Here is a 22738-nt window from a genome sequence, read left to right on the forward strand (position 1 = left end):
TAATTCAAAAAATGAAACCCGATAGGGTTTATTTCGCATGCAAATCTTTAAATTCTCTACACCTAGCTTTTAGAAAAAAGAAACAACCTCTACTATACTTGACGTTGTATGGGCTTAGCTTGATAGCGATGTGTAAATACCCCAGTTTTGATTGTTATATCCGTTAAAGAATACGTTCCATTTTACGTTTTTGTTTGTTTGGTCAATTAAATTTGTTTTATAACTAGTTTGTTTATAGCTTACAGAGTCCGACCAAGTTACTTGACCAGTTGCACCAGCTTCACCGCTAGGGCCATTAGGCGTTACAGAAGCTTTAACAGAGCCACCAAGTTGATAAGATACGCTAGATGTTACAGTCGTTTCTTCTACAGCATTTGTAGGTGCTACGTTAAAGAAACGAGCGCTGTTATCTTGAAGGTTAAATGCAACATCATATTGTGAAGGATAACGTAATGTTGCACTAGCGCCAGGGATTGGGTAGTTATCAATAGGTGCATCACTTATAGTAGGATTTGCTTTTAGAAAACTACCAGTTGTATTAATAACGGCAATCTGTTTATCAGCGCTTGGGTCATCGATAAAAGTTACCTTTAAAGACCTTGTCATATTATCAGCTTGATCATTATTAAATGTATTATAGCTCGTATGTGTTTTTGCATTTTGCCCGATATCTGTTACAACTTGCGATGTTGTTTGAGCATAAGCAGCAGGTGTTGAAAGAGTTACAGCGCTACTAGCAAAAACAGCGGATAATGCTAAATATTTTAAGTATGTTTTAGAACGTTTCATACAATCACTTCCTTTTATCTTTGTCGATATATGTCGTATTACGTTTATATCGTAACATGAAAATAAAACGGAATGGATGGTTATGCATAATTGCATAGATGAGTTTTGAAGGATAAAGATAATAGAATTTCATCCAACACTTAAGACTCAAAAATGTCCATTACAGCCGTTCTTAAAAATTTTAAGACAATATGTTTATCAATGTTCTTATTCTGAAGATTGAAGCGCTTAATATTTACGTTATAAGTGCATAACAAGTTATAATAGAAGAAATCAATAAGGAGGCTGGCTGTGAAGAATCTTCGTTATCTCAATATATTTACCATATTAATTATATACACACTACTTATGTTTTACATCGGCTGGAACGGATGGGTTTGGCTTCATGCGGTATTTGGCTGGGAATCTTGGGGATATTATGCTTTTATAGTTGCATTTATTTCATATGCGTACATTCTCGTGCAAGTGTTTAAGTTTTTGCCATTTCTGCGAACGATAGGTTCGATTTGGTTTGCGGTTATACAATATGCGCTTATGCTGTTGCCATTAGCTAATATTATGGTCTTTCTTTTACAGTTTTCAGTAGAGAAAGAAGCGGCAATTATTTGGACAGGGGCGGCTGTGATAGCTGCATTTATCTTTATCTTTGCGTATGGAGTATTTAATGCGTATAGTCCGGTAGTAAGAAAGTACGAGGTGCACATACCGAAAAAGGTAGAGGGGCGTAAAAGTTTATGCATTGCGATGGCTTCTGATATGCATTTCGGTAAACTGTCTGGCGTTTCGCATTTAAAAAGACTTGTTCGTCATGTAAATGAGATGGAACCTGATATTATTTTACTGCCAGGTGATATTATCGATGATCATCCAGGTGTGTTCATTCAAAAGAATATGGGACCAATCATGAAACAAATGAAAGCACCATTAGGCGTATATGGCGTATTAGGAAACCATGAATACTACGGTAGAGCGGTTCCAGAGTTTTTACAAGAGATGGATAAGATTGATATTCGTATTCTTTTAGATGAAGTAATTACAATTGAAGGTGACTTTTATCTCGTTGGAAGAAGAGATAAAACAGAGCGAGATCGCCAAAGCTTTGAACAATTAATGAGTACGGTAGATAAATCGATGCCTGTTATCGCAATGGATCACCAGCCATTTGAGTTGAAACAAGCAGCGGAGGCGGGTGTTGATTTACTATTATCAGGTCACACGCACCGCGGACAAATGGCGCCGAATCATATTGTAACGAGAAGAATGTACGAATTAGACTGGGGATACGCACAAAAAGGTGCATTCCACGCGATTGTTTCTTCTGGATTTGGGTTTTGGGGACCACCGCTTAGACTTGGTAGTAGGTCGGAGATTGTGCAGGTAGAAGTTACATTTGAATAGGGGTTATGAAATAGAGAGCTGATGGCTCTCTATTTTTTTTAATAAAAACAAATAACAATAAATATTTATGTTGGTGCTAATTTCATAAAAGAGATACGATTATAAGACTAGATTAAAATAAAGGGGGATTGTAAGTGATCATATCAGATGTACTATACGGAGAATTTGAAGTGGATCAAGTAGTAGAAGAATTAATTTCAAGTAAGTCTATGCAAAGACTAAAGGGAATTCATCAAGCAGGCGCAAGTTACTTAATGAACGAGAAATGGAATGTAACGCGCTTTGATCATTCAGTTGGTGTTATGTTGTTAGTGAAAAAACTTGGTGGTTCAGTAGAAGAACAAATTGCAGGTTTACTGCATGACGTATCACATACTGCTTTTTCTCATGTGATTGATTATGTTTTTGATAATATAAATGAAAGTTATCATGAAGAGATATTTAGCTCCGTTGTGAAAAACTCAGAAATTCCAGTGATTCTTTCAAAGCATGGTTATAACTATAAAGATATTTTGTTAGATGATTCGAAATGGACGTTACTCGAAAGGTCAGCACCAGAATTATGCGCAGACAGAGTTGATTATACGTTACGAGATATGTATACATATGGGTATGTTTCTTTAGAAGAAGTTCACAGTTTTTTAGAGGATGTCATTGCTGTAGATGGGAAAATGGTCCTTCAAAATATCGAAATAGCTGAATGGTTTGCAGAAACGTATTACAAAGAAGTAATCGATTTCTTTATGCAACCAATGAATATTTACGGAAATGATACGTTAGCAAAAACGCTAAAGTTAGCTCTACACAAAAAGGTTATTCATGCAGATGATTTTCTTCTTGAAGATGATGAGCTAATTTCGAAATTGCAGCAATGTACTGATTCAGAAGTACATGCTTTATTAAGAAAAGTTCATCCGAATGTAAAAGTAAAAGAAGATAGAAACGATTATGATTTGTATCAGAAAAATAAAGTCCGTCTCATTGATTCTCCATTATTTCGTGAAGGTGAAGTTGTTCCATCGTCTGTTGTGTCGGAAAAAATAAGACAGATGAGCGAGGTCGCTTATGAAAAAGCGGTGAGAGGGATGTATGTGAAAGTGATTTCGGATTAAAAAGGAGAGCATATCTTTGCTCTCCTTTTCCTCATCACTGATCAAACCAATTCCAAACCTCAATATCCCCAAGAGTCGCATAACGCACATTCGGTGAGTTTTGTAATTTCAATAATTCTTTCGACGGGCCAGTAATGACCATGCCGTATACTTTAACGCCGTTATCTTTTATATACTGATAGCGCTTATCTAAGTTCAGATCCTTTTCACGAGTCCAAGTCGTTTTACTTACAGTTTCTTTATTTATAGAAAGAATGCGCATCATTTCGATTACTTCATCTTCTTTTGTGTGTAGTTTTTTTGTTTCATTTTCAGGAAGATTTATATGTTCTCGAAATCCGATAACTTCTCCGCTATGCAAGAGAAAATCGTCTTCATTTATTCTTTCTTGTCCTGTGTCTAAGGCGTACCATAAAGGAGTTGGTGGCATTTCTTGTGCTTCAAATGCGCTATATAGAATGGATTCGACTTCTTGTAAAGTGTAAACTTTATCGAAAGATATCGCTAATTCTGCAACGGTACCCTCATGTATCTTTCCAAGTGTATCCCAAACTTTTTTAGATGATTCTTTCAAAGAAGCTTCTTCCTTAATTTTTGGATGAACAAAGGAAAGTTTTTTTGAATAGGCTCTGTTTTCCCAAGATTGATTTGTGACAGTTACAGATGATAAGAAACTACGCATTGTTACTGTACCAATTGGAAATTCTTTTTTACCGATCGTTTTATATAAATCCATTTCAGTTTCTGTACGAAAGAAAGGTTTAACCTTCGTATTTCCTCCAGCGGAACGACTATTTGGCATTGTTGCTTCTATTGCGAGTGCTGGTATATCATCCACTTTCCGGAAGTTTTTCATTTCGTTCGAATAGAAGTAAAAGGAAGATGCAAAATGACCAACAAAATAGATTGCTATACAAACAGCAAGGACAAAACTAACGGTTTGCCAACGCTGTTTCCATTTTATTTTCCAAAACGGGACTTTTAGATTTTGTGGTGGTAGTCTTTTCTTTATCGGTTCACTTTTTGAAAGCAAATCATCTAAGTAATCGTCACACTCTTCACATGTTTCAATATGACTTTCTAACCGCTCTTGTTCATCCTGCGTGAGCGTTCCGTTTTCGTATTTCTCCCATAGTTTTTTAAACTTTGTACAACCCATCCTAATCACTCCTTTATGCCTTGTGTTTCTTTTCGTCCCCTGTGTAATTCAATTTTCACTTTCGCTAGTGAGAGACCAGTCATCTCTGCTATTTCCTTATACGAGAATCCGTAGTAATCTCGTAATAGTAGAACATTTCGTCTTTCAAGGGGAAGCGAAGATAAACTGTCTAACCAACTAGCAATCTCATGTTTTACAAAATAAGAGTGTTCTGTACTTGGTACGTTTGGTAAATGGAATTCTTCCACTGTCGTTGTTTTATATCTTTTTTCTTTTCGATACCAATCGATAAAGGCGTTGTAGGCAATTGTAAATAACCACGGCCTAATTTCTTCTCCTTTATAATAGTCAATATGGATGAGCATGCGGTAAAACGTTTCTTGCATGAGATCTTCCGCGTAGTGAGAATCTCCGGTTAGGGAGAGAAGATAGCGAAATAAATCTTGCATGTGCTCGGAGTAAATGTCTTCTAATGATTGTTTGCGTTTCACTACATTTCCCTCCCTTCATACATAACAACGAAATACATATCAAAAAGTTACATTTGTTTTTAAAAATATAGTAAAAAACGTCAAGAATTGGATAGGATTCTCTTTTATCATAATACATATAAGGCGGGTGAACAGAGATGGAAAGCTATGAAACACAAATTCAAAGGTCAATTGATTATATTGAGGAAGATGTCATGGAAAAACAGACGCTGCGTAATTTAGCACGTATTGCAGGTTTTTCTGAGGCGCATTTTCATCGTGTATTTCAGGCGTTAGTAGGTGATACAGTAATGGAGTATGTTCGAAAGAGGAGGTTAGCCCGGGCAGCTTATCAACTTTCTCATACGGATGAAAAAGTTATTGATATCGCATTTGAGCATGGCTTTCAATCTCACGAAACGTTCACGAGAGCCTTTAAGAAATTATTTCAAATGACACCGAGTGAATATCGAAAACAAGAAATTGAAACACCGATGTATTACAGCGTGAATGTAAAGCAAAGAAAATTAAATCCGTATTTAGGAGGCATACAAATGGAATATCGTATTGTAAATAAACCAGAATTTTTAATGGTAGGTTATGAACTGAAGACGACAAGTAAAGAAGGGAAAAACCATCAAGACATCCCAGCATTTTGGCAAGAATATTTACAAAAAGATCTTGGAACAACGATTCCGAATCGTAAAGATACGAGCCAATGGGTAGAGCTTGGATTATGTACTGATTTTAATTTAGAAACAGGGGACTTCACTTATATTATCGGAATGGAAGTTACAGACTTTGAAAATGTACCAAATGAAATTGCAAAGCGTACTTTCCCTGCAGCAACATATGCAGTATTTACAACGCCGAAAGTTCCTCATAAAGAAATGGTATCGTCTATTCACCAAACTTGGAATGCAGTATTCTCAGAATGGTTCCCACATTCAGGGTATGAACATTGCGGAGTTACAGAGTTTGAACTGTACGATGAGCGTTGCCACGAAGATAAAAGTGAGTTCGCTCAAGTAGAACTTTGGATACCGGTGAAGAAAAAATAATAGGGTAAGAGCGAATCATTGGGAGATGGTTCGCTTTTTCATAAAAGGAGAAATGGGAAAATGTTCAAAAAACTAGAATGTGTATCTATACATACGAAAGATATAGAAAGATCAGTTTCTTTCTATAAAGAAATGGGAATGAAGCAAAACTGGATGATAGAAAGAGAACTAGAAGAAGGAGCTATTTGGACGTTAATAGGATTGAAGTTTCCAGATGAAAAAAGTTCGGAGTTAGTAATAAGCAATCATCCGGATATTAATTTTATGGAAGTCGAAGTATTAGTAGAAGATGTACAACAAACGTATGAGAGTTTAAAAGATAATAAAGATGTAAAGTGGATTCGCGAACCATTTCCAACAGAATCAGGACATGTTGCCGTAATGGAAGCACCTGATGAGAATGTGTTTGTGTTAGTAGGGAAATAGCTGAAATATGGAGTGACCTTTCATAGTGAGTTATGAAAGATTATTTTTATCCCGCTATTTGTCGGGCAGCCCGATTGGTGAGGGCTAATAATCAGTGCAGGATGAACAAAATCTCCACTGATTAAAGTTTCACTTTATAAGTGGATTGTTAAATTTGTATTTTTTTATCTGTAATACATATGAAAATGGTAAAATAAAACAGCAATTAAATATTGCGGGTGGAAGGTTATGCCCTTTCTTCATTTGGTGAAGAAAGGAGGTGTAATCGTATGGAATTTCTTTTGCAAATTTTGTTGGAAGTCACAAAAACTATAGCTAGAGAAGGTATAGTTTTGGGATTTAAGAAATTAACGGCAAAAAAGCGTAAAAAGAAGACCACCCGTCTGCCTGCGAAGCGTGGGAAGTCTTCTAAGCTCAAATAAGCTTTAGTTGCAACCTTCCACCTTACGGTAATTAGTTGCAGTGACGGGGTGTTGGAAGCACCTCGTCTACTTCATTTTATGCAAAACTTAGCTAGTTTATACTTCTATTTATAGTATAACAGTTTAGAAATGTATTTGTTAATAGTTTTATTTTTACTTTGTATAGTAGGGAGGTAGGTTAGTATTGTCGGTTTTTGTCGGTAAGTCGATATATCTAGAAAATCGCTGATATAATTCGAGTTGCGCTGATATATTCAAAAAATCGCTGATATAATTCGAGTTGCGCCGATATATTCAAAAAATCGCCGATATAATTTCATATACCGCTAAAACACCTCAAAAAAAACGATCTGCATAATTTCAATTACCGAAAAACTCTCCCAGAAAAGAAAAAAAGACGCCACATAGCGTCTTTCTTACGAACGAAACGGAAATACAAGAATAATCGTCGTTCCTTTTCCGAGTGCATTATCAACGGAAATTGTTCCGTTATGAGCATGAACGAGCTGTTTTGTAATGGCTAGGCCAAGTCCAGTTCCAATGTTGCTTTCTTCTGTGTTTGTTCCGCGGTAATATCGTTCAAATAGAAGTTCTTTCGTTTTTTCATCCATTCCTTTTCCATCATCTGAAATGGAGAGTGTAAAGGAATTAGCGTTTTGTGATAGTTTGACGGTGACAGTAGTTGTTTCGTTATTATGTTTTACCGCGTTTACGAGTAAGTTTTCGATAATACGCTGGAACCATTTTTCTTCAATGAAATATTGAATTTTATTTGAGCTCGGTACGAATTCAATATTTTGATTTTGGAGTGTTGGATTGTTAATAAATTGCAATAATACTTTTTGAACGAACTGATTGATTTCAACGTTTACGTGTTGGGCAGGAAGGCTGTTATTTTTTAATTGATACGTTAAGCTTAAATCATCAATTAATGTCGTCATATATTGAGATTTCTCTTTCATAACACTACCAAATTGCTGAATATCACGATCAGTCCAGTTATATTGATTCGATTCGAGTAATAATGCGTAGCCATATATAGAGCTAAGTGGTGTTTTTAAATCATGCGTTAGACCGGTAATCCATTCTTCTCGTGTTTGCTGGAGGACATGTCTCATCGCATCATTTTTTTTGAGTGTAATAGAAAGGTGTTCTAGTGAACTTGTTACATCTCTAAACAAACGGAATGACCATTTTTCTTTACCAGATCGCCGGAACCTGACAGGTTTTCCTTTTTTACTAATAGGTTCTTCATACTTTCCACCAGCGATATTTTTAAGCCAGCGCATCGCATGTAATAATGGTTTCCCGAATTTATTACCGTACCAAATAGAAAGAATGACTAAATAAACAAATACGATAAGAAGGATTAATCCGCATCCGATGAGAAACTTCTTAGTAAATACATCTTCAATTTCGTCATTTGGATAGTAGTGCTCATTTTTTGCAGTTACAACGAGAAGGTTGCCGCTATTTGCATCGTAAAAGCTAGAAGTGTTTTCTTTATGATTCCACGGTTCTTTTTCATTAAGGGCAATTTGTATTGCTGAAAATATTTTTTTCTTTCCAGTTGGATAGGAAAAAACCTCTTCGCCATTTTGATTAAATATTTGAAGTGTTGCTTTTTCTTTAGATAGTAACTGTTTTTCTTGGTCTGTTAATGCGAACGAATCCATCGTTAAAGAGGAATGCTCCTTTTGAATTGCTGTCAGTAACGCATTGCTTTTTAACATACCACCATAAATAACAAGTGCTTTCTTTTCTTCTAATTCAATTTCCCAATATGTAAATTTATAATTGCTTTCGATATGATGTTGTATATATGCGACTAAAGATGTCTTCGTATAAGCATCCGGAACATCATTTGGTGTATTAAAGTGGTAGAGGATCTTTCCGTTTTCATCTACAACTTGGAGCCAATCATTTTTCTCCTTTATTAAATCTTGTACTTCAGATTGTAACGAAATATGCCCATCTTCTGAAGAGATGTATCTTGAAATTGTAAAACTATCAGAATCCGGAATGTTAGGTTCGTATAAAGTACTAGTAAGAAGAAAAATTAAATAAGTAAAAGCAGCAACTACAGCGATAAGTAATGTAACTAAAACAAAAACGTGTTGCATGATAAATTGAATAATAAGTCGTTTATTAAAATTCATATCGTCACCCTACTTTGTAACGAACTTATAACCAAGCCCGCGAACGGTTTTTATATATTCTGGTTTACTTGGATCGTGTTCAATTTTTTCACGTAGTTTTCGAATGTGGACCATAACAGTGTTGTCATCGCCATTATAGGCAGGTGCTCCCCAAACTTTTTCATATATTTCCTCTTTCGAAAATACGTAGTTCGGATTCTCGCAAAAGAAGAGTAGTAGTTGAAAGAGTTGAGCGGAGCATTCGACAATGTGCCCATCTACTGTTAGTTCTGCAGAGTGCTGATTAATTTCAAATCTTCCAAATGAAATTGAGTGTGGTTTTTGTTCGTGTGGTACGGTTTGTTTCATATGTCTCCGAAGCTGTGCTTTCATACGTGCTACTACTTCTAATGGATTAAATGGTTTCGTAATATAATCATCTGCACCGTATGAAAATCCGGATATTTTATCTAAATCAGATGCTTTTGCTGATAGGAAGAAAATTGGACAATCTGTTTGTTGGCGAATGATTGGACAAATATCAAAACCAGATTGTCCAGGAAGCATTACATCTAAAATAATTAAATCGTAATGGTTTTGCTTAGTTAGAGATAAAGCTATTTCAGCTGATGTTGCAGTTGTAATATGAGAAAAGCCTTCTTTTTCAAGAATGGTAGTTAGTAATTGTAAAATTGCTGTTTCATCATCAACGAGTAAAATATTTGCTTGGTACATAAATATCCCTCCTAATTTTCTCGAATATCATATCATCATTTTGTAACTTATGGAATTTTTAAGGAAATTTTAAGGTTTTCTTTCGCAAAAAATTAAGAATCAAATGATATGATAAAAGTAACATAGGGGAGGAGATGAGTGTGAACCCGTTTCAAGTGATGCGAGCTAGATATTTTTTAATTGTATTTGCACTATTAATTTTAATAGCGAGAAGTAGTGGCGATTTGCTAACAAGTATATTTCATATACAAAATTCTTCTTTTATAAATATCCTTATATTCTATATCCTTCCGATGGTATGGATTTCTTATGAGTATAGAAAGCACCACATTTCATTTTCATTATTTGTTAATAAAAATGAAACATTTAACTTGGTACAAGTTTTATACATTACGGTTATGTTATGCATGTTTAGTTACGGGTATCTTATTTTGTATATGTATAGTTTTGCATGGATTACACCGGACTTTATTATGAACGCCCTGCATGAACCAATTGTAGATAGTACTGGGGGATATGTATCTCAAGTCATTAGGGTCGTATTCATCGCACCAATTATCGGGGAATTTGTTTTTCGCGGATTTTTACTTCAACGTTTTGCAACAAAATGGGGAACGAGCATAGCGACCATCGTTGTAGCAATATTGTTTGCGTTGTTACATGTTGATTTCCTCGGTGCAGCCATATTCAGCATCGTATTGTCAATCGTATATATTCGTACGAAAAGTTTACTCATGCCAATTGCAATACATATGTTAAACAATGCATTTGTAATAGGTGCGTCTTTTCTAATAAGTAGAGAAAAAATTATGAGTTTTGCCGATTTCTCAAATTATACGACATTCTTTCCTGGACTTATTATTTTTATAACAGGATTAAACTTAGTACTTATCTTTTTATTTGTTAATCGCAAATATTGGAGTAAAGAAGTGCCAGTTATATATGCAGAGCAGAAAAAGAGCTTTTCAGATGTAGTCGGGAGTAAATAAGATGAAGAAGACGGTTGAAAAAATATTAAAAGACATTATAGATGCTACGTCTATTACAGATATGTGTGATAGAAGTGTTTGTCATTGGCTTCAACCTGTAGTAGATACGATTGTGTTTCCAGAGTATTACGTATTTTCTAGTACTCATTTAAAAGAAAATATTATTTCTCTTCTTATTGTGTTCGGGGTTTTACTAATATTTGGTCTAATTGTAGAAGAAATGATGAAGCGCATCTTCAAAAAGAATGAAGAGAAGTATATGTGGATTCATAAAGTATTCGAGAAAGTAATGGTGGCTTTCCTTTTGTTTTATGGTATGAAAACAATCATTTACTTTATAGCTTTGAAACATCATTAATTCGAAATTTGAAAGGGATGTATAAAATTATATGAATGAAACGATATCATCAAATAAGTTTTTTTATTTGATTTTACTTAGTCTAGTGTTAATAACGACAGTGAATGTTATTTTGCGCTGGGAGGAAGCTTATTTTTTCATGTATTTAGCGCTCCATTTGCTAGGGATTTTATGTATAAGTGGTGGAGTGGTTACTGAAAAAAAGAATGAAGAAAGCGTTAACTATATGTGTGTGATCGGTCTTGTTTTACTTTTAGCTGTACAGGGTATTATGAAATATAGTTCTTTCTCTTTACAAGATTTTAGTTTATTAATAGATGTACTTCCTTAAAGAGGCTTTTTATTTTATCTAAAAAGCAAGTAGGGTACGTGTTGGTTTGTAAGTGTGGTCCTTATTACGGATTGTGAACCGAAGAAAGTGTCTAAAGGTAGGTAAAACTCTTCTATTTGTAGAAGAGTTTTTTTATGTAAATAAAAGGCTCTCGAGCAATTCGCATAATAAGCTTGTTCTAATTTAGCGTATACGAACTTACAATAATAATAGACAGGCAGCATAGAGGAGGGAATAGCGTGAGGAAGGTTATCGGTTGGTCGTTTTTTTTGTACGTTGGATTTGCGTTACTTATATATTGGTATTTATTTGGATGGAATCATGAACTTATTCCGGACATGTATAAAGGAACGAGTGCAGATCCAGAAACGTTTATGAGTGCTAGAGAGCTTACGCTAAGCCAAGATTATTCGCGCGTGAAAAATTTACTATACTTTTTAGCGACGCCTCTTGAATGGATTATTTTATTATTTGTACTTGTGCTAGGTATTTCAAGAAAGTTTGAGAAATGGTCGAAGGAAACGACTAAAATAAGTGTTTTGCAAGTTGCGATTTATTTCTTTTATTTATCATTATTGACAACAGTGCTTGCCTTACCGATGCAATGGATTGGCCGGAAAGTGTCCGTTGATTACGGCATTTCAACACAAAGTACACAAAGCTGGATAAAAGATCATGTTATCGGTTTTTGGGAAAGTTATGCGACTATGTTAATCGTAGTTACCGTTCTATTATGGCTTATCCGTAAATTTCCGAAGAGATGGTGGCTCGCAGGATGGGCGCTCTCTGTTCCATTTACAATCTTTTTAACATTCATACAGCCTGTCGTTATTGATCCACTGTATAACGACTTCTCGACGCTGAAAAATAAAGAATTAGAAACGAAAATTTTAGCGATAGCAGACAAAGCGGACATTCCTGCTAAACACGTATATGAAGTAAACATGTCAGAAAAAACGAATGCATTAAATGCTTACGTAACAGGAATTGGTCCTAACGCTCGTATTGTAATGTGGGATACAACGCTTAAGCAGTTAAAAGATAAAGAGATTTTATTTATAATGGCTCATGAAATGGGGCATTATGTTATGAAACATATATATTTTGGCGTTGCAAGTTATGTATTGCTATCGTTTATAGGTATGTTTTTAATTAGTCGTATTATAAATATGTGTATTCGCAAATGGGGAGATACATTGCAAATTTCAAAAGTAGCATGTTTCTCCATTTTACCTTTATTTTTCTTAATTTCTTCTGTCCTCTCTTTTGCAGCACAACCAGCAACAAACTACGTTTCACGTATAGAAGAAAGAGCCGCAGATCAATATGCTTTAAATATGACGAAGGACGGGAAATCTGGTGTGAAAACTTTTCAATATTTATCAAAAACAAGTTTAAGCCAAGTAAATCCGCCTGCGTTAGTAAAATTTTTCTTATACACGCACCCACCAATTTTTGAAAGAATTCATACGTTTGAACAATATGAGAAACAAAGCAAAAAGGAGTAGCATGATAGCTACTTCTTTTTTTATAGGGATATAAGTTTGATATTGGGAATATTTATCATTGCTTTTTATTGCGATTTTGTAAATAATAAGCTATAAAATTCTAAAAATCTATATATAAAGGAATAAAGGTGGAAAAATGTATTTTTTACAAAATTTAAAAGTGAAATATAAATTATTAGCGCTTATTTCATTAGCAGTTTTAGGTATGGTAATTATGAGCAGTGTAGCAATTAATTCTATTAATAAGATTAAGCACGATACAGAGGTTGTAGTAGATGATTATCAATATTCTGCAATTTTATTAGAAGGAATGCTTCGTACACAAAATTCATTAGAATATAACTTACTAGAATTAATTACGGCATCACAAAATGAAGTGGCAAATAAAGAGGGGATAATTGATAATATTGAAAAGGATCTTAAAAAATATGATTCTTTATTAAAAGAATATGATGATGGTTTTAATTTAAGTAAGCAAGAGGATGAACTATTTCAGAAGATGAAGAAATCTTTGCCAAGTTATAAAGATACATATAAAAAATTATTTGAAAAGGCGAAGGTAACAAATGAGCCACAAATGGTAAATGAATTTCAGAAGGAATTAAAACCGAAGGGAATAGAGTTAGCTGGTTATGCAGTGGATCTAGAATCGTATGTTTCAAATTTAGCTGACCAAGTATTTAAAGATTCTCAAAAAATGATTGATCGTTCCGTTATTACCTTTATCATTCTTGTAGTAGTTACTACAATCGTTATATGTATAGTAAGTTATATTATTAGCAAGCTCATAGTTGCTCCTTTACAAACGGTTAGTCGTATGATGGAAAGAGCGAAAGAAGGAGATTTAACCGTACATGGTGATTATACTGCTAAGGATGAATTAGGTATATTAGTAAGTAATTTTAACGAGATGATTGCAGGGCTAAGAACAAATATGCAAGAAGTAGAGAATAATATTCAGCTTTTATTCCAACATGCAGACGGAGTAGTATCTGCATCAGAAGTATCTAGTAGTGCAGCGAAGAAAATCACTATGGATATTGAAGAAGTTGCAAATGGTGCAGAGAGTCAAATGCAAGCAATGGAACAAACTGCGGGTGCGATGGAAGAGTTGACGCAAGGAATGCAGAGTATAGTCAATACATCATCCTCTGTAAATGAATTATCTGCTCAATCAGCATTAGATGCAGAGAGTGGTAACAAATTAATGAAACAAATGATTCAACAGATGGATACAATCCAAAATTCGGTACATAGCGGTGTGAAACAAGTAGAGACTATGAAAGAACAATCAGAAGAAATTGTTAAAATCATTGATGTTATGCAAGGTATTACCTCCCAGATTAACTTATTAGCATTAAACGCCGCAATTGAGGCTGCACGTGCTGGTGAAAGTGGTAGAGGATTTGCAATTGTGGCAGATGAAGTGCGGAAATTAGCAGAACAATCTAGTGATTCTGCAAAACAAATTGAGAATCTTATTACTCAAGTTATGGGAACAACGAACCATACGGTACATATGATGGGGAAAGTAGATAATGAGGTACAGGCAGGTACACAAGTAGTAATGCATACAGAAAAAGTATTTGGAACAATTACAGAAAAAGTACAGCAAGTATCTGAGCAAATTCAAACGGTATCTATGTCTACAGATGAAATTGCAGCGAGTAGTGAGGAAATCTCGGCTTCTGCAGAAGACATGGCTCAAATTTCCCAAAGATCATCTGACCGAACTGATAGGGTAAAAGAGTCTATTCAACAGCAAGAAAAATCTGTTCAAGAGATTTCGGTTTCAATTGAACATATGCATAACGCAGCAGGAAAATTAAAACAAATAGTTGCCCAATTTACTCTTCAAAAGTAGTAGCATATTTGAGTGTTAATAAATATAAAAAAATCATCCTCTTTTAAGAAAAAAGGATGATTTTTTTATCCTGTTATTTGCTGGGCAGTAAGACCCCCACCTCAAAATTCAGTGAAAAATGCTACCTCTGAAATATAAACCATGAATATAGTAACCTCCATTAGGCATCTCCTTTAGGTGCCAATAAAGGGAAGTTATAAAGTGAAAAGGAGTTTATAAAGAGATTGTAGAATGTTTTAGTATATAACACCTTAGATGTGACAACTTCCTTTTTGAAAAAGAAAGAAGGGGGTATAAAGCAGAAAGGTAGTGGAAATATTTCTTCTAGAAGATTTGCATTTTATCTTACATTCACAAAAAATAGTACTCCTGAAACAATGAAGTTCATTTTATTTGAATGAAATAGGGAGAGAGGATAATGAAGAAAAAAATATTGGGTGTAATGATGATTGCGACAATGGCAGGAGGTATATTTGCAGGGGCGAATGTGACACCTGTAAAAGCGGAAGAGTATCCACAAATGATTGTGTTTGAAGATGTTCCATACGGATTTTGGGCATATGATGCTATTATGGATTTAGCGTATCATAAAATTATATTAGGGTATGGAAACGGGAAGTATGGTGTTGGCGATCTTATAACACGTGAACAAGTAGCTGGGACTATTTACAGAACACTTGAGATAAAAGAAGAAGGGCCAGTAGGGAATCCATATAAAGATGTTTCTGATAGTACAACCACTTTTAAAAAGGAAATTTTAGCGTTAACAAAACGTGGTGTTTTTACAGGGGATGGCCAAGGGGATTTTAGGCCGAAAGCACCAATCTCTAGAGCGGAAATGGCTGTCATTTTAAAACGAGCATTTAATTTTGAAACGAAACAAAAACATACATTTAAAGATATTCCAAAAGGTCACTGGGCAGAAGATGCAATTAGTGCGTTACAATCTAATAATGTTGTGAGAGGAACTGGGAATGGCATGTATGAATTAAATCGCCCTGTACCTAGAGAACAATATGCTCAGTTTATTAATAATGCGATTATTAATTATCATTTGAAAGAGGATTGGAAGTAGAGTGAAATATGAAAGCACAAATAGAAAAATTTGTGCTTTTTTGTTTGTTTAAAAAAGAATTATTATTCGTATTTATGTATTTTTATGGTTATAAACAAGCTTTATAATCAACCCGATGAAAAAGACATGATGTGTAATATGATTCACAAAACCGTCACGAAATGTGTCGGAAAATATATTGTCACTATACCATTTATTCTGTATATTTTTAAAAAAACATATACATATTGGGGAGATAATTTGATGAGCAAAAAATTATTAAAAACAGCTACAGCATTAACAATTATGGGTGGGGTGTTATTCTCAGCAGAGAGTAATAGTGTAAAAGCGGAAAGTGCACCGTTGCAAAAGGCAAATACAATTGTATTTAAAGATGTACCAAAAGGACATTGGGCATATGAGGCAATTCATGAATTAGCGGAACAAGAAATAATTTTGGGATATGGCGATGGAATATTCGGTTTTGGGGATAATGTAACACGTGAGCAAGTTGCAGCTTTAATTTACCGTGTGTTTGATATGGAAGAACAAGATGAATATGAAAACCCATATGGAGATATCGATGAAAATTCAACAAGCTTTATCGAGGAGATATTGGCTCTAACGGAAATCGGAATTTTCCAGGGAGACGAGAATGGAAACTTTAGACCGAAGGCGACGTTAACGCGTGCGGAAATGGCACAAGTTCTTACGAATGCTTTTGACCTACAGGCAAAGGGATCTCATAACTTTAATGATGTTTCAGCAAATTCATGGGCAACGAATGCAATTAGTGCAGTACAAACAAATGGTATTACAATGGGAATCGGAGAAGGTAAATTCGGTCCGTCTATGAAGGTAACGAGAGAACAATACGCACAGTTTTTACATAGAGCAATATTGCATGATATGGAACAAGGGCAGTAATAAAGTTTAACTAGTCAAAGTGAAATTCAAAAATAATACAAAAAGGTCGTTGTTGTATAACAGCGGCCTTTTTTGTATGAAATAAAGCGCGAAAGAATGGCGTTTTGAAAAAAAACGAAATGAATTTTCGAAAAAACTTCCTTTTCTGAAGATTTGTTATATAATATAAAACATGAAATCAAATCTGTTATAAAACAGTTTAAGAAGGGGATGCTAATATGTCGACGCAAACTTCACGGGTTACACTCGTTGGAGAAATGTTACCAGCGTACAGCGAAATATTGACACCTGAGGTGCTTAGTTTTTTGAAGGAACTACATGAGAATTTTAATGAGCGCCGCATAGAACTTTTACAAAAACGTGTAGAAAAACAAAAGAGAATTGATGCAGGGGAGTTTCCGAAGTTTCTAGAAGAAACAAAACACATACGTGAAGCGGATTGGACAATTGCCAAGCTGCCAAAAGACTTAGAGGATCGCCGTGTAGAGATTACTGGACCGGTAGATAGAAAGATGGTCATTAACGCTTTAAATTCAGGAGCGCATCTTTTTATGGCGGATTTTGAAGATTCGAATTCACCAACTTGGGAAAATGCAGTGGAAGGCCAAATCAATTTACGAGATGCAGTAAAGGGAACGATTTCACATGAAAATGATAAAGGGAAAGAATATAGATTAAATGAGAAAACAGCTGTACTCATTGTACGTCCAAGAGGATGGCATTTAGAGGAAAAGCATATGCAAGTTGATGGGAAAAATATGTCGGGTAGCTTAGTAGACTTCGGCTTGTACTTTTTCCATAATGCGAAAGCTCTTTTAGCAAAAGGGAGCGGCCCATACTTTTACTTACCGAAAATGGAAAGTTATTTAGAAGCGAGATTATGGAATGATGTATTCGTATTTGCTCAAAAATATATCGGCATTCCAAATGGAACGATTAAAGCAACTGTGTTACTGGAAACGATTCACGCTTCGTTTGAAATGGATGAAATTTTGTATGAGCTAAAAGATCATTCTGCTGGCTTAAACTGCGGAAGATGGGATTATATTTTTAGCTTTTTAAAGAGTTTCCGTAATCATAATAAATTCTTACTACCAGATAGAGCACAAGTCACGATGACGGCGCCATTTATGCGTTCGTATTCTTTGAAAGTAATTCAAACATGTCACCGCCGTAATGCACCAGCAATTGGAGGAATGGCGGCACAAATTCCGATTAAAAATAATCCAGAAGCAAATGAAGCAGCTTTTGAAAAAGTGCGTGCTGATAAGGAACGCGAAGCTTTAGACGGTCATGACGGGACTTGGGTTGCCCACCCTGGACTTGTACCGGTTGCAATGGAAGTGTTTAATCACATTATGAAAACACCAAATCAAATTTTTAGAAAACGTGAAGAAATATGTGTAACAGAAAACGATTTACTAGAGGTACCGGTGGGAACGATTACAGAAGAGGGCCTTCGCATGAATATTAGCGTAGGTATTCAATATATTGCATCTTGGTTAAGCGGACGGGGAGCAGCACCCATTTATAACTTAATGGAAGATGCGGCAACAGCTGAAATTTCAAGAGCACAAGTATGGCAATGGATTCGTCATGAAGGTGGAAAACTAAATGATGGTCGTAATATTACGCTTGAATTAATGGAAGAATTAAAAGAAGAAGAATTAGCAAAAATAGAAAGAGAGATTGGTAAGGAAGCCTTTAAGAAAGGGAGATTCCAAGAGGCGACAACGTTGTTTACAAATCTCGTTCGAAATGATGAATTCGTACCATTTTTAACATTACCGGGTTATGAAATTTTATAAAAAATGAAAAGGGGATGGAACAAATGAAAAACGAAAGAAGCGAGAAGTTACAAGAAAGCTGGGAATTAGATGAGCGTTGGAAAGGGATCACACGTCCATATTCGGCAGAAGATGTAATTCGCCTGCGCGGGTCAATTGATATTGAACATACGTTAGCGCGTCGTGGTGCTGAGAAGCTTTGGACATCGCTTCATACAGAAGACTATATTAACGCACTTGGCGCATTAACAGGAAACCAAGCGATGCAACAAGTAAAAGCTGGGTTAAAAGCGATTTACTTAAGTGGTTGGCAAGTAGCAGCTGATGCAAACCTTTCTGGGCATATGTATCCAGACCAAAGTTTATATCCAGCGAACAGCGTACCTGCTGTAGTAAAACGAATTAATCAAACGCTTCAACGTGCGGATCAAATTCAGCATATGGAAGGAAGCGATGATACAGACTATTTCGTACCGATTGTAGCAGATGCAGAAGCTGGATTTGGTGGGCAATTAAATGTATTCGAACTGATGAAAGGTATGATTGAAGCAGGTGCATCAGGTGTGCATTTTGAAGATCAATTATCTTCAGAGAAAAAATGTGGCCATTTAGGCGGAAAAGTACTACTACCAACGCAAACAGCAGTACGCAATTTAATTTCTGCACGCCTTGCAGCAGATGTAATGGGAGTGCCGACAATTATCGTTGCAAGAACAGATGCGGATGCAGCTGATTTAATTACGAGCGATATTGATCCTGTTGATAAAGCATTTATTACAGGAGAAAGAACACCAGAAGGGTTTTACCGTACGAATGCAGGTCTTGATCAAGCAATTGCGCGCGGTTTAGCGTATGCACCGTACGCAGACCTCGTTTGGTGTGAAACGTCAGAACCAAATTTAGAAGATGCAAAACGATTTGCGGACGCAATTCATAAGGAGCATCCAGGGAAGCTACTTGCATATAACTGCTCACCTTCATTCAACTGGAAACAAAAACTAGATGAAAAAACAATTGCAAGCTTCCAAAAGGAAATCGCATCTTACGGTTACAAGTTCCAATTCGTAACACTTGCTGGATTCCATTCATTAAATTACGGTATGTTTGAACTAGCACGTGGCTATAAAGAGCGCGGCATGGCAGCATACTCTGAACTACAACAAGCAGAATTCGCAGCTGAAAAACATGGCTACTCTGCAACACGTCATCAACGCGAAGTAGGAACAGGTTACTTTGATGAAGTGGCACAAGTGATTACAGGCGGAACTTCATCAACGACAGCGTTAAAAGGATCTACGGAAGAAGCACAGTTTACGAAATAAAAGGAAGGGGCACCTTTTTGAAAGGTGCCCCTTGTTATTTTCTAAACGATTCGAAAAGAGAGATTGAGTTGTCGGCAAAAAACGATACTAACTTTTCTTTATTACTAAATCAACTCCACTCAGCCCTATGATCACGAATAAACTTCATATCTTTCTCATAATGCTCTAGATGTCCTTCATCGATCATTCTTTGGAAATTCAAGTCGCCTTCTGGAGCTTTTCGTTTCATATATGTACATAACCCTTCTAATCGAAGCAACACCATTCCTAAGTAATCTTCATCCATATTTTTATCATAGGACTGAACGAACAAATTCACTCTCTCTTTAATACGATCTGCATGTTGCGATGAGTCATAATGAACGGCTTCACCGGATTCAGTATAATACACTCTACTTAAAGGCACACAAGTATAGAGTGTATAAGCGATATCCCATAGTCTTGGACCAGGAGCAGCAACATCGAAATCAATAATCCCTACTGGCTTCTCATTATTAAAAATAATGTTATATATGGCAAAATCATTGTGACATAAAACCTCAATGTTATTTGGAGTATGATCCATCGGTTTCCAATCAGCTAATAACGGAAAATCACTTACAGCATCATGGTAAAGGCGGAGCATCTTTGCTATTTTTTTTAATACATCATTAGATCGCATATATTCTTTTAAAGGATAATTGCCAGCTTCTCCTTCAATAAAGGATAAAATCTCTCTATCTTTTTCATCTACACCTAAAAACTTTGGAGCATAATGAAATCCTTTGTTTTCTAAATGTTGCAATAGCTTATGAATCTTTTCACTGCCTGGCTTTAACTCTCGCCGAACAGTATTTTCAGAACGATATACGCTTGAGACGTTTCCCCCTGTTAGCCTTTCTTCTTTAGCGTAGTTTGACATGTGAAAATTCCCCCTGTGATTAAAAAATCCAATTCCAAATAGTGAATAGACCAACAACGGCAGAAAAGAGAAGGGAAGCAAGCAATGCTAGACAGCCAAAAGGAACTAGCTTATCTTTCCATGTTTCTTTATACTCATAAATTAACTCCTCTGCTACTTTCTTCTGCACTGAAGATAAAGGTTGATCTTTATACAAACCTTTTATATGGTTAGAATCGCCTTTAAACTTTAAAGCACGTGCAATATGATGAGGACTATTTCCCATTGATTTTTCAAATAATAAACATGATTCATGCATAATATCTGTTTTATGCTCTTCTAGATACCAGTAACGTCCAGCCATTTCTGGATATTGTAATTTATAATAAATATCTCCGAGTTGTTTTCGAAGATGTAATTCATTTGGGTATGTAAAGATGAGGCCATGCAACCTATCTCTTGCTTTTCCAAGATTATTATTTTCAATATCCTCTTCAATTCTTTTTAATGTTTTTCTAGGAATTTTATTGGTCATAAATTCCTCCTTATTTAGAATAGAGATAATTATATTTTATAAGAAATACTAAAAATTAGAAATTCTATTTTCGAAAAAGATTGTACATTTTATTTTAATGTGCTATGATGATGTCAGTTGAATAGTTAAATTAAGCAATCCATATGTTATCAAGTGCTGAAAACGAACGAGAAAAAGTATGTGAGAACTAGTTTATGTTTCGTATTTGATAATGTGTGGATTCTTTTTTTAGACAGGAAGACTAAAAAATTTAAAATTTGTATTTTCTTAGGAGGAAATAATTATGGCAGTAACAGGACAAGTAAAATGGTTTAACAACGAAAAAGGTTTCGGTTTCATCGAAGTTCCAGGCGAAAACGACGTATTCGTACACTTCTCAGCAATCGAAACTGACGGTTTCAAATCTTTAGAAGAAGGTCAAAAAGTTAGCTTCGAAATCGAAGACGGTAACCGTGGACCTCAAGCTAAAAACGTAATCAAACTATAATTTTATAGTTGATGATGGAAAAAAGGATGGCTAATGCCATCCTTTTTTTGTTGTGGAGAAAGTTTTTTTAGAGCCTGTTTTTATATCTAAATCTCTTTTTCGATGTTACAACTGGTAAAAAATTATCTGGAATGCGTATTAGTTTCTGTAGAAGAATTAGTTCAGCAAGAGCATTTGCTGCGTATGATAGTAAATAACTATAAATTTGTATTCTCTGTTGAAATGGGGAAATCTTTTCCAGATAGACCTTGAGTAACATCTTTTTTGTTAGCGTTGTTGTTGGAATTTTGTACGTTTTGAGATGATGTTTCTAACAGTTGTTCTTGTTCCTTACTAGGGGTATTCAGAGCATCTGAGGGAATGCTATTAACCTGCTGATTTAATGGATTTTCTTTATCCATAGTATACAACTCCTTTGTAGAATTCGATAAAAAGCAATGTAATTATAAATAGCTACTTATATATATTGTGTTTTTGAATGACATTATATACAAAACTTATATTGCAAAGTTAACTAATTAACGAATTGTTAGTGATGGATAAAGATGTACAAATTTTAATTTTTTAATAAAAATTAAAAGCGGGTAACAAGTACAAATACTCTTTCTCATGTTTTATATAAGGATCATATTACAAATCAAAAAAGATGTAGAGAACCTTGGAAGAAAATATAGTCGTTTTTTAGGGGGAAGAAGAATAAATAAAATGATACTACGAATGTAAAAAGGCATTCCATAAAGGAAGGCCTTTTATTGTTCTTGCCCTGATTTTTTCTTCTCACGTTTTTTACATTCTGGACATTTTGATTTACGAAACGGTTTGGCAAAGAATAGCAGAATGAAAAATAAACCGAATATAATACTAGCTGAGTTTTTCACGATAATGACGCTACTATTTTTCATTTGAATCGATGGTTGGATCTCTTTTTCTTCCATAGTGGCCCTCCATATATTGGATTTACATTTTAATTATAGCAAAGTTAGTTG

The 22738-nt window shown here is 35.1% G+C and carries 23 protein-coding genes and 3 pseudogenes; 16 read left to right on the forward strand and 10 right to left on the reverse strand.

Features of this window, described 5'->3' with window-relative positions; all coding sequences use genetic code 11:
* Nucleotides 1-129: 129 nt before the first annotated feature.
* Together cytK2 and MR169_RS28300 are read right to left on the reverse strand one after the other, a co-directional pair.
* Nucleotides 130-789: pseudogene (gene cytK2, locus MR169_RS05140) on the reverse strand (beta-channel forming cytolysin CytK2); the annotation flags it as partial.
* A 143-nt stretch (nt 790-932) separates the two neighbouring features.
* Nucleotides 933-1046 (reverse strand): annotated as a pseudogene (locus MR169_RS28300) (TetR family transcriptional regulator); the annotation flags it as partial.
* Nucleotides 1047-1080: 34 nt separating this feature from the next.
* On the opposite strand from MR169_RS28300, the gene MR169_RS05150 reads away from it, so the two are divergent.
* Together MR169_RS05150 and MR169_RS05155 are read left to right on the forward strand one after the other, a co-directional pair.
* Nucleotides 1081-2187 carry a metallophosphoesterase gene (locus MR169_RS05150; protein ID WP_000793733.1) on the forward strand — a complete coding sequence of 369 codons (1107 nt, stop codon included), beginning with the start codon at nt 1081-1083 and terminating at the stop codon, nt 2185-2187.
* A 134-nt stretch (nt 2188-2321) separates the two neighbouring features.
* Nucleotides 2322-3299, forward strand: a complete 978-nt coding sequence (locus MR169_RS05155) for an HD domain-containing protein (RefSeq protein ID WP_000587062.1) — start codon at nt 2322-2324, stop codon at nt 3297-3299.
* Nucleotides 3300-3333: 34 nt separating this feature from the next.
* On the opposite strand, the gene MR169_RS05160 is transcribed toward MR169_RS05155, so the two are convergent.
* Together MR169_RS05160 and MR169_RS05165 are read right to left on the reverse strand one after the other, a co-directional pair.
* Complete coding sequence (locus MR169_RS05160) at nt 3334-4458, reverse strand: anti-sigma factor (RefSeq protein ID WP_000501953.1); 1125 nt, start codon at nt 4456-4458, stop codon at nt 3334-3336.
* Between the two features lie 5 nt (nt 4459-4463).
* A complete protein-coding gene (locus tag MR169_RS05165; protein WP_000823978.1) occupies nt 4464-4949 on the reverse strand; it encodes an RNA polymerase sigma factor in 486 nt (161 codons plus the stop codon).
* Nucleotides 4950-5086: 137 nt separating this feature from the next.
* Here MR169_RS05165 and MR169_RS05170 point away from each other — a divergent pair, with 137 nt between their 5' ends.
* The 3 genes from MR169_RS05170 to MR169_RS05180 all read left to right on the forward strand — a co-directional run bounded on the left by MR169_RS05170 (nt 5087) and on the right by MR169_RS05180 (nt 6837).
* Entirely contained in the window at nt 5087-5989 is a 903-nt protein-coding gene (locus MR169_RS05170; RefSeq protein WP_242319073.1) for an AraC family transcriptional regulator, read from the forward strand.
* A 60-nt stretch (nt 5990-6049) separates the two neighbouring features.
* Nucleotides 6050-6415 (forward strand): VOC family protein, encoded by a 366-nt coding sequence (locus tag MR169_RS05175; RefSeq protein ID WP_000473642.1) that lies wholly within the window; start codon nt 6050-6052, stop codon nt 6413-6415.
* A gap of 269 nt (nt 6416-6684) precedes the next feature.
* The gene (locus MR169_RS05180; protein WP_000394953.1) at nt 6685-6837 is read left to right on the forward strand and encodes a hypothetical protein; all 153 of its coding nucleotides are present in this window, start codon (nt 6685-6687) and stop codon (nt 6835-6837) included.
* A gap of 416 nt (nt 6838-7253) precedes the next feature.
* Here MR169_RS05180 and MR169_RS05185 read toward each other — a convergent pair whose 3' ends face one another.
* Both MR169_RS05185 and MR169_RS05190 read right to left on the reverse strand, forming a co-directional pair.
* Nucleotides 7254-8996: a sensor histidine kinase gene (locus tag MR169_RS05185; RefSeq protein ID WP_242319074.1), complete on the reverse strand. Its 1743-nt coding sequence runs from the start codon at nt 8994-8996 to the stop codon at nt 7254-7256.
* Between the two features lie 9 nt (nt 8997-9005).
* Nucleotides 9006-9710 carry a response regulator transcription factor gene (locus MR169_RS05190; protein WP_000283862.1) on the reverse strand — a complete coding sequence of 235 codons (705 nt, stop codon included), beginning with the start codon at nt 9708-9710 and terminating at the stop codon, nt 9006-9008.
* Between the two features lie 140 nt (nt 9711-9850).
* Between MR169_RS05190 and MR169_RS05195 the strand changes: the two genes are divergently transcribed.
* The 10 genes and pseudogenes from MR169_RS05195 (at nt 9851) to aceA (ending at nt 19850) form a co-directional block, all read left to right on the forward strand.
* Complete coding sequence (locus tag MR169_RS05195; protein WP_001067986.1) at nt 9851-10699, forward strand: CPBP family intramembrane glutamic endopeptidase; 849 nt, start codon at nt 9851-9853, stop codon at nt 10697-10699.
* 1 nt (nt 10700) lies between these two features.
* Complete coding sequence (locus tag MR169_RS05200; RefSeq protein WP_000754331.1) at nt 10701-11057, forward strand: hypothetical protein; 357 nt, start codon at nt 10701-10703, stop codon at nt 11055-11057.
* A 31-nt stretch (nt 11058-11088) separates the two neighbouring features.
* Nucleotides 11089-11388, forward strand: coding sequence for a DUF2101 family protein (locus MR169_RS05205; RefSeq protein ID WP_001006050.1), 300 nt, complete (start codon nt 11089-11091; stop codon nt 11386-11388).
* Nucleotides 11389-11627: 239 nt separating this feature from the next.
* Nucleotides 11628-12896 (forward strand): M48 family metallopeptidase, encoded by a 1269-nt coding sequence (locus MR169_RS05210; RefSeq protein ID WP_001233273.1) that lies wholly within the window; start codon nt 11628-11630, stop codon nt 12894-12896.
* A gap of 136 nt (nt 12897-13032) precedes the next feature.
* Nucleotides 13033-13812 (forward strand): annotated as a pseudogene (locus MR169_RS28455) (MCP four helix bundle domain-containing protein); the annotation flags it as partial.
* A gap of 156 nt (nt 13813-13968) precedes the next feature.
* Nucleotides 13969-14760 carry a methyl-accepting chemotaxis protein gene (locus MR169_RS28460; RefSeq protein ID WP_404978265.1) on the forward strand — a complete coding sequence of 264 codons (792 nt, stop codon included), beginning with the start codon at nt 13969-13971 and terminating at the stop codon, nt 14758-14760.
* 418 nt (nt 14761-15178) lie between these two features.
* A complete protein-coding gene (locus MR169_RS05220; RefSeq protein WP_242319075.1) occupies nt 15179-15835 on the forward strand; it encodes an S-layer homology domain-containing protein in 657 nt (218 codons plus the stop codon).
* A gap of 138 nt (nt 15836-15973) precedes the next feature.
* A complete protein-coding gene (locus MR169_RS05225) occupies nt 15974-16741 on the forward strand; it encodes an S-layer homology domain-containing protein (RefSeq protein WP_114159535.1) in 768 nt (255 codons plus the stop codon).
* Nucleotides 16742-16959: 218 nt separating this feature from the next.
* Nucleotides 16960-18549: a malate synthase A gene (gene aceB, locus MR169_RS05230; RefSeq protein ID WP_000107347.1), complete on the forward strand. Its 1590-nt coding sequence runs from the start codon at nt 16960-16962 to the stop codon at nt 18547-18549.
* 23 nt (nt 18550-18572) lie between these two features.
* Nucleotides 18573-19850: an isocitrate lyase gene (aceA, locus tag MR169_RS05235; protein ID WP_000787378.1), complete on the forward strand. Its 1278-nt coding sequence runs from the start codon at nt 18573-18575 to the stop codon at nt 19848-19850.
* Between the two features lie 109 nt (nt 19851-19959).
* Here the strand turns inward: aceA and MR169_RS05240 are convergent, their stop codons facing one another.
* A complete protein-coding gene (locus tag MR169_RS05240) occupies nt 19960-20751 on the reverse strand; it encodes a phosphotransferase (RefSeq protein ID WP_242319076.1) in 792 nt (263 codons plus the stop codon).
* A gap of 19 nt (nt 20752-20770) precedes the next feature.
* Entirely contained in the window at nt 20771-21265 is a 495-nt protein-coding gene (locus tag MR169_RS05245; protein ID WP_000182391.1) for a DUF6584 family protein, read from the reverse strand.
* 283 nt (nt 21266-21548) lie between these two features.
* Here MR169_RS05245 and cspA point away from each other — a divergent pair, with 283 nt between their 5' ends.
* Nucleotides 21549-21752: an RNA chaperone/antiterminator CspA gene (gene cspA, locus MR169_RS05250; protein ID WP_000301518.1), complete on the forward strand. Its 204-nt coding sequence runs from the start codon at nt 21549-21551 to the stop codon at nt 21750-21752.
* Nucleotides 21753-21949: 197 nt separating this feature from the next.
* Here cspA and MR169_RS05255 read toward each other — a convergent pair whose 3' ends face one another.
* Complete coding sequence (locus tag MR169_RS05255; protein WP_000356922.1) at nt 21950-22153, reverse strand: hypothetical protein; 204 nt, start codon at nt 22151-22153, stop codon at nt 21950-21952.
* 348 nt (nt 22154-22501) lie between these two features.
* On the reverse strand, nt 22502-22687 hold the full coding sequence (locus MR169_RS05260; RefSeq protein ID WP_000391373.1) for a hypothetical protein: 186 nt from the start codon (nt 22685-22687) through the stop codon (nt 22502-22504).
* Between the last annotated feature and the right edge of the window lie 51 nt (nt 22688-22738).

The sequence above is a fragment of the Bacillus cereus group sp. BfR-BA-01349 genome, from assembly GCF_022663795.1.
Taxonomy (GTDB): Bacteria; Bacillota; Bacilli; order Bacillales; family Bacillaceae_G; genus Bacillus_A; species Bacillus_A cereus.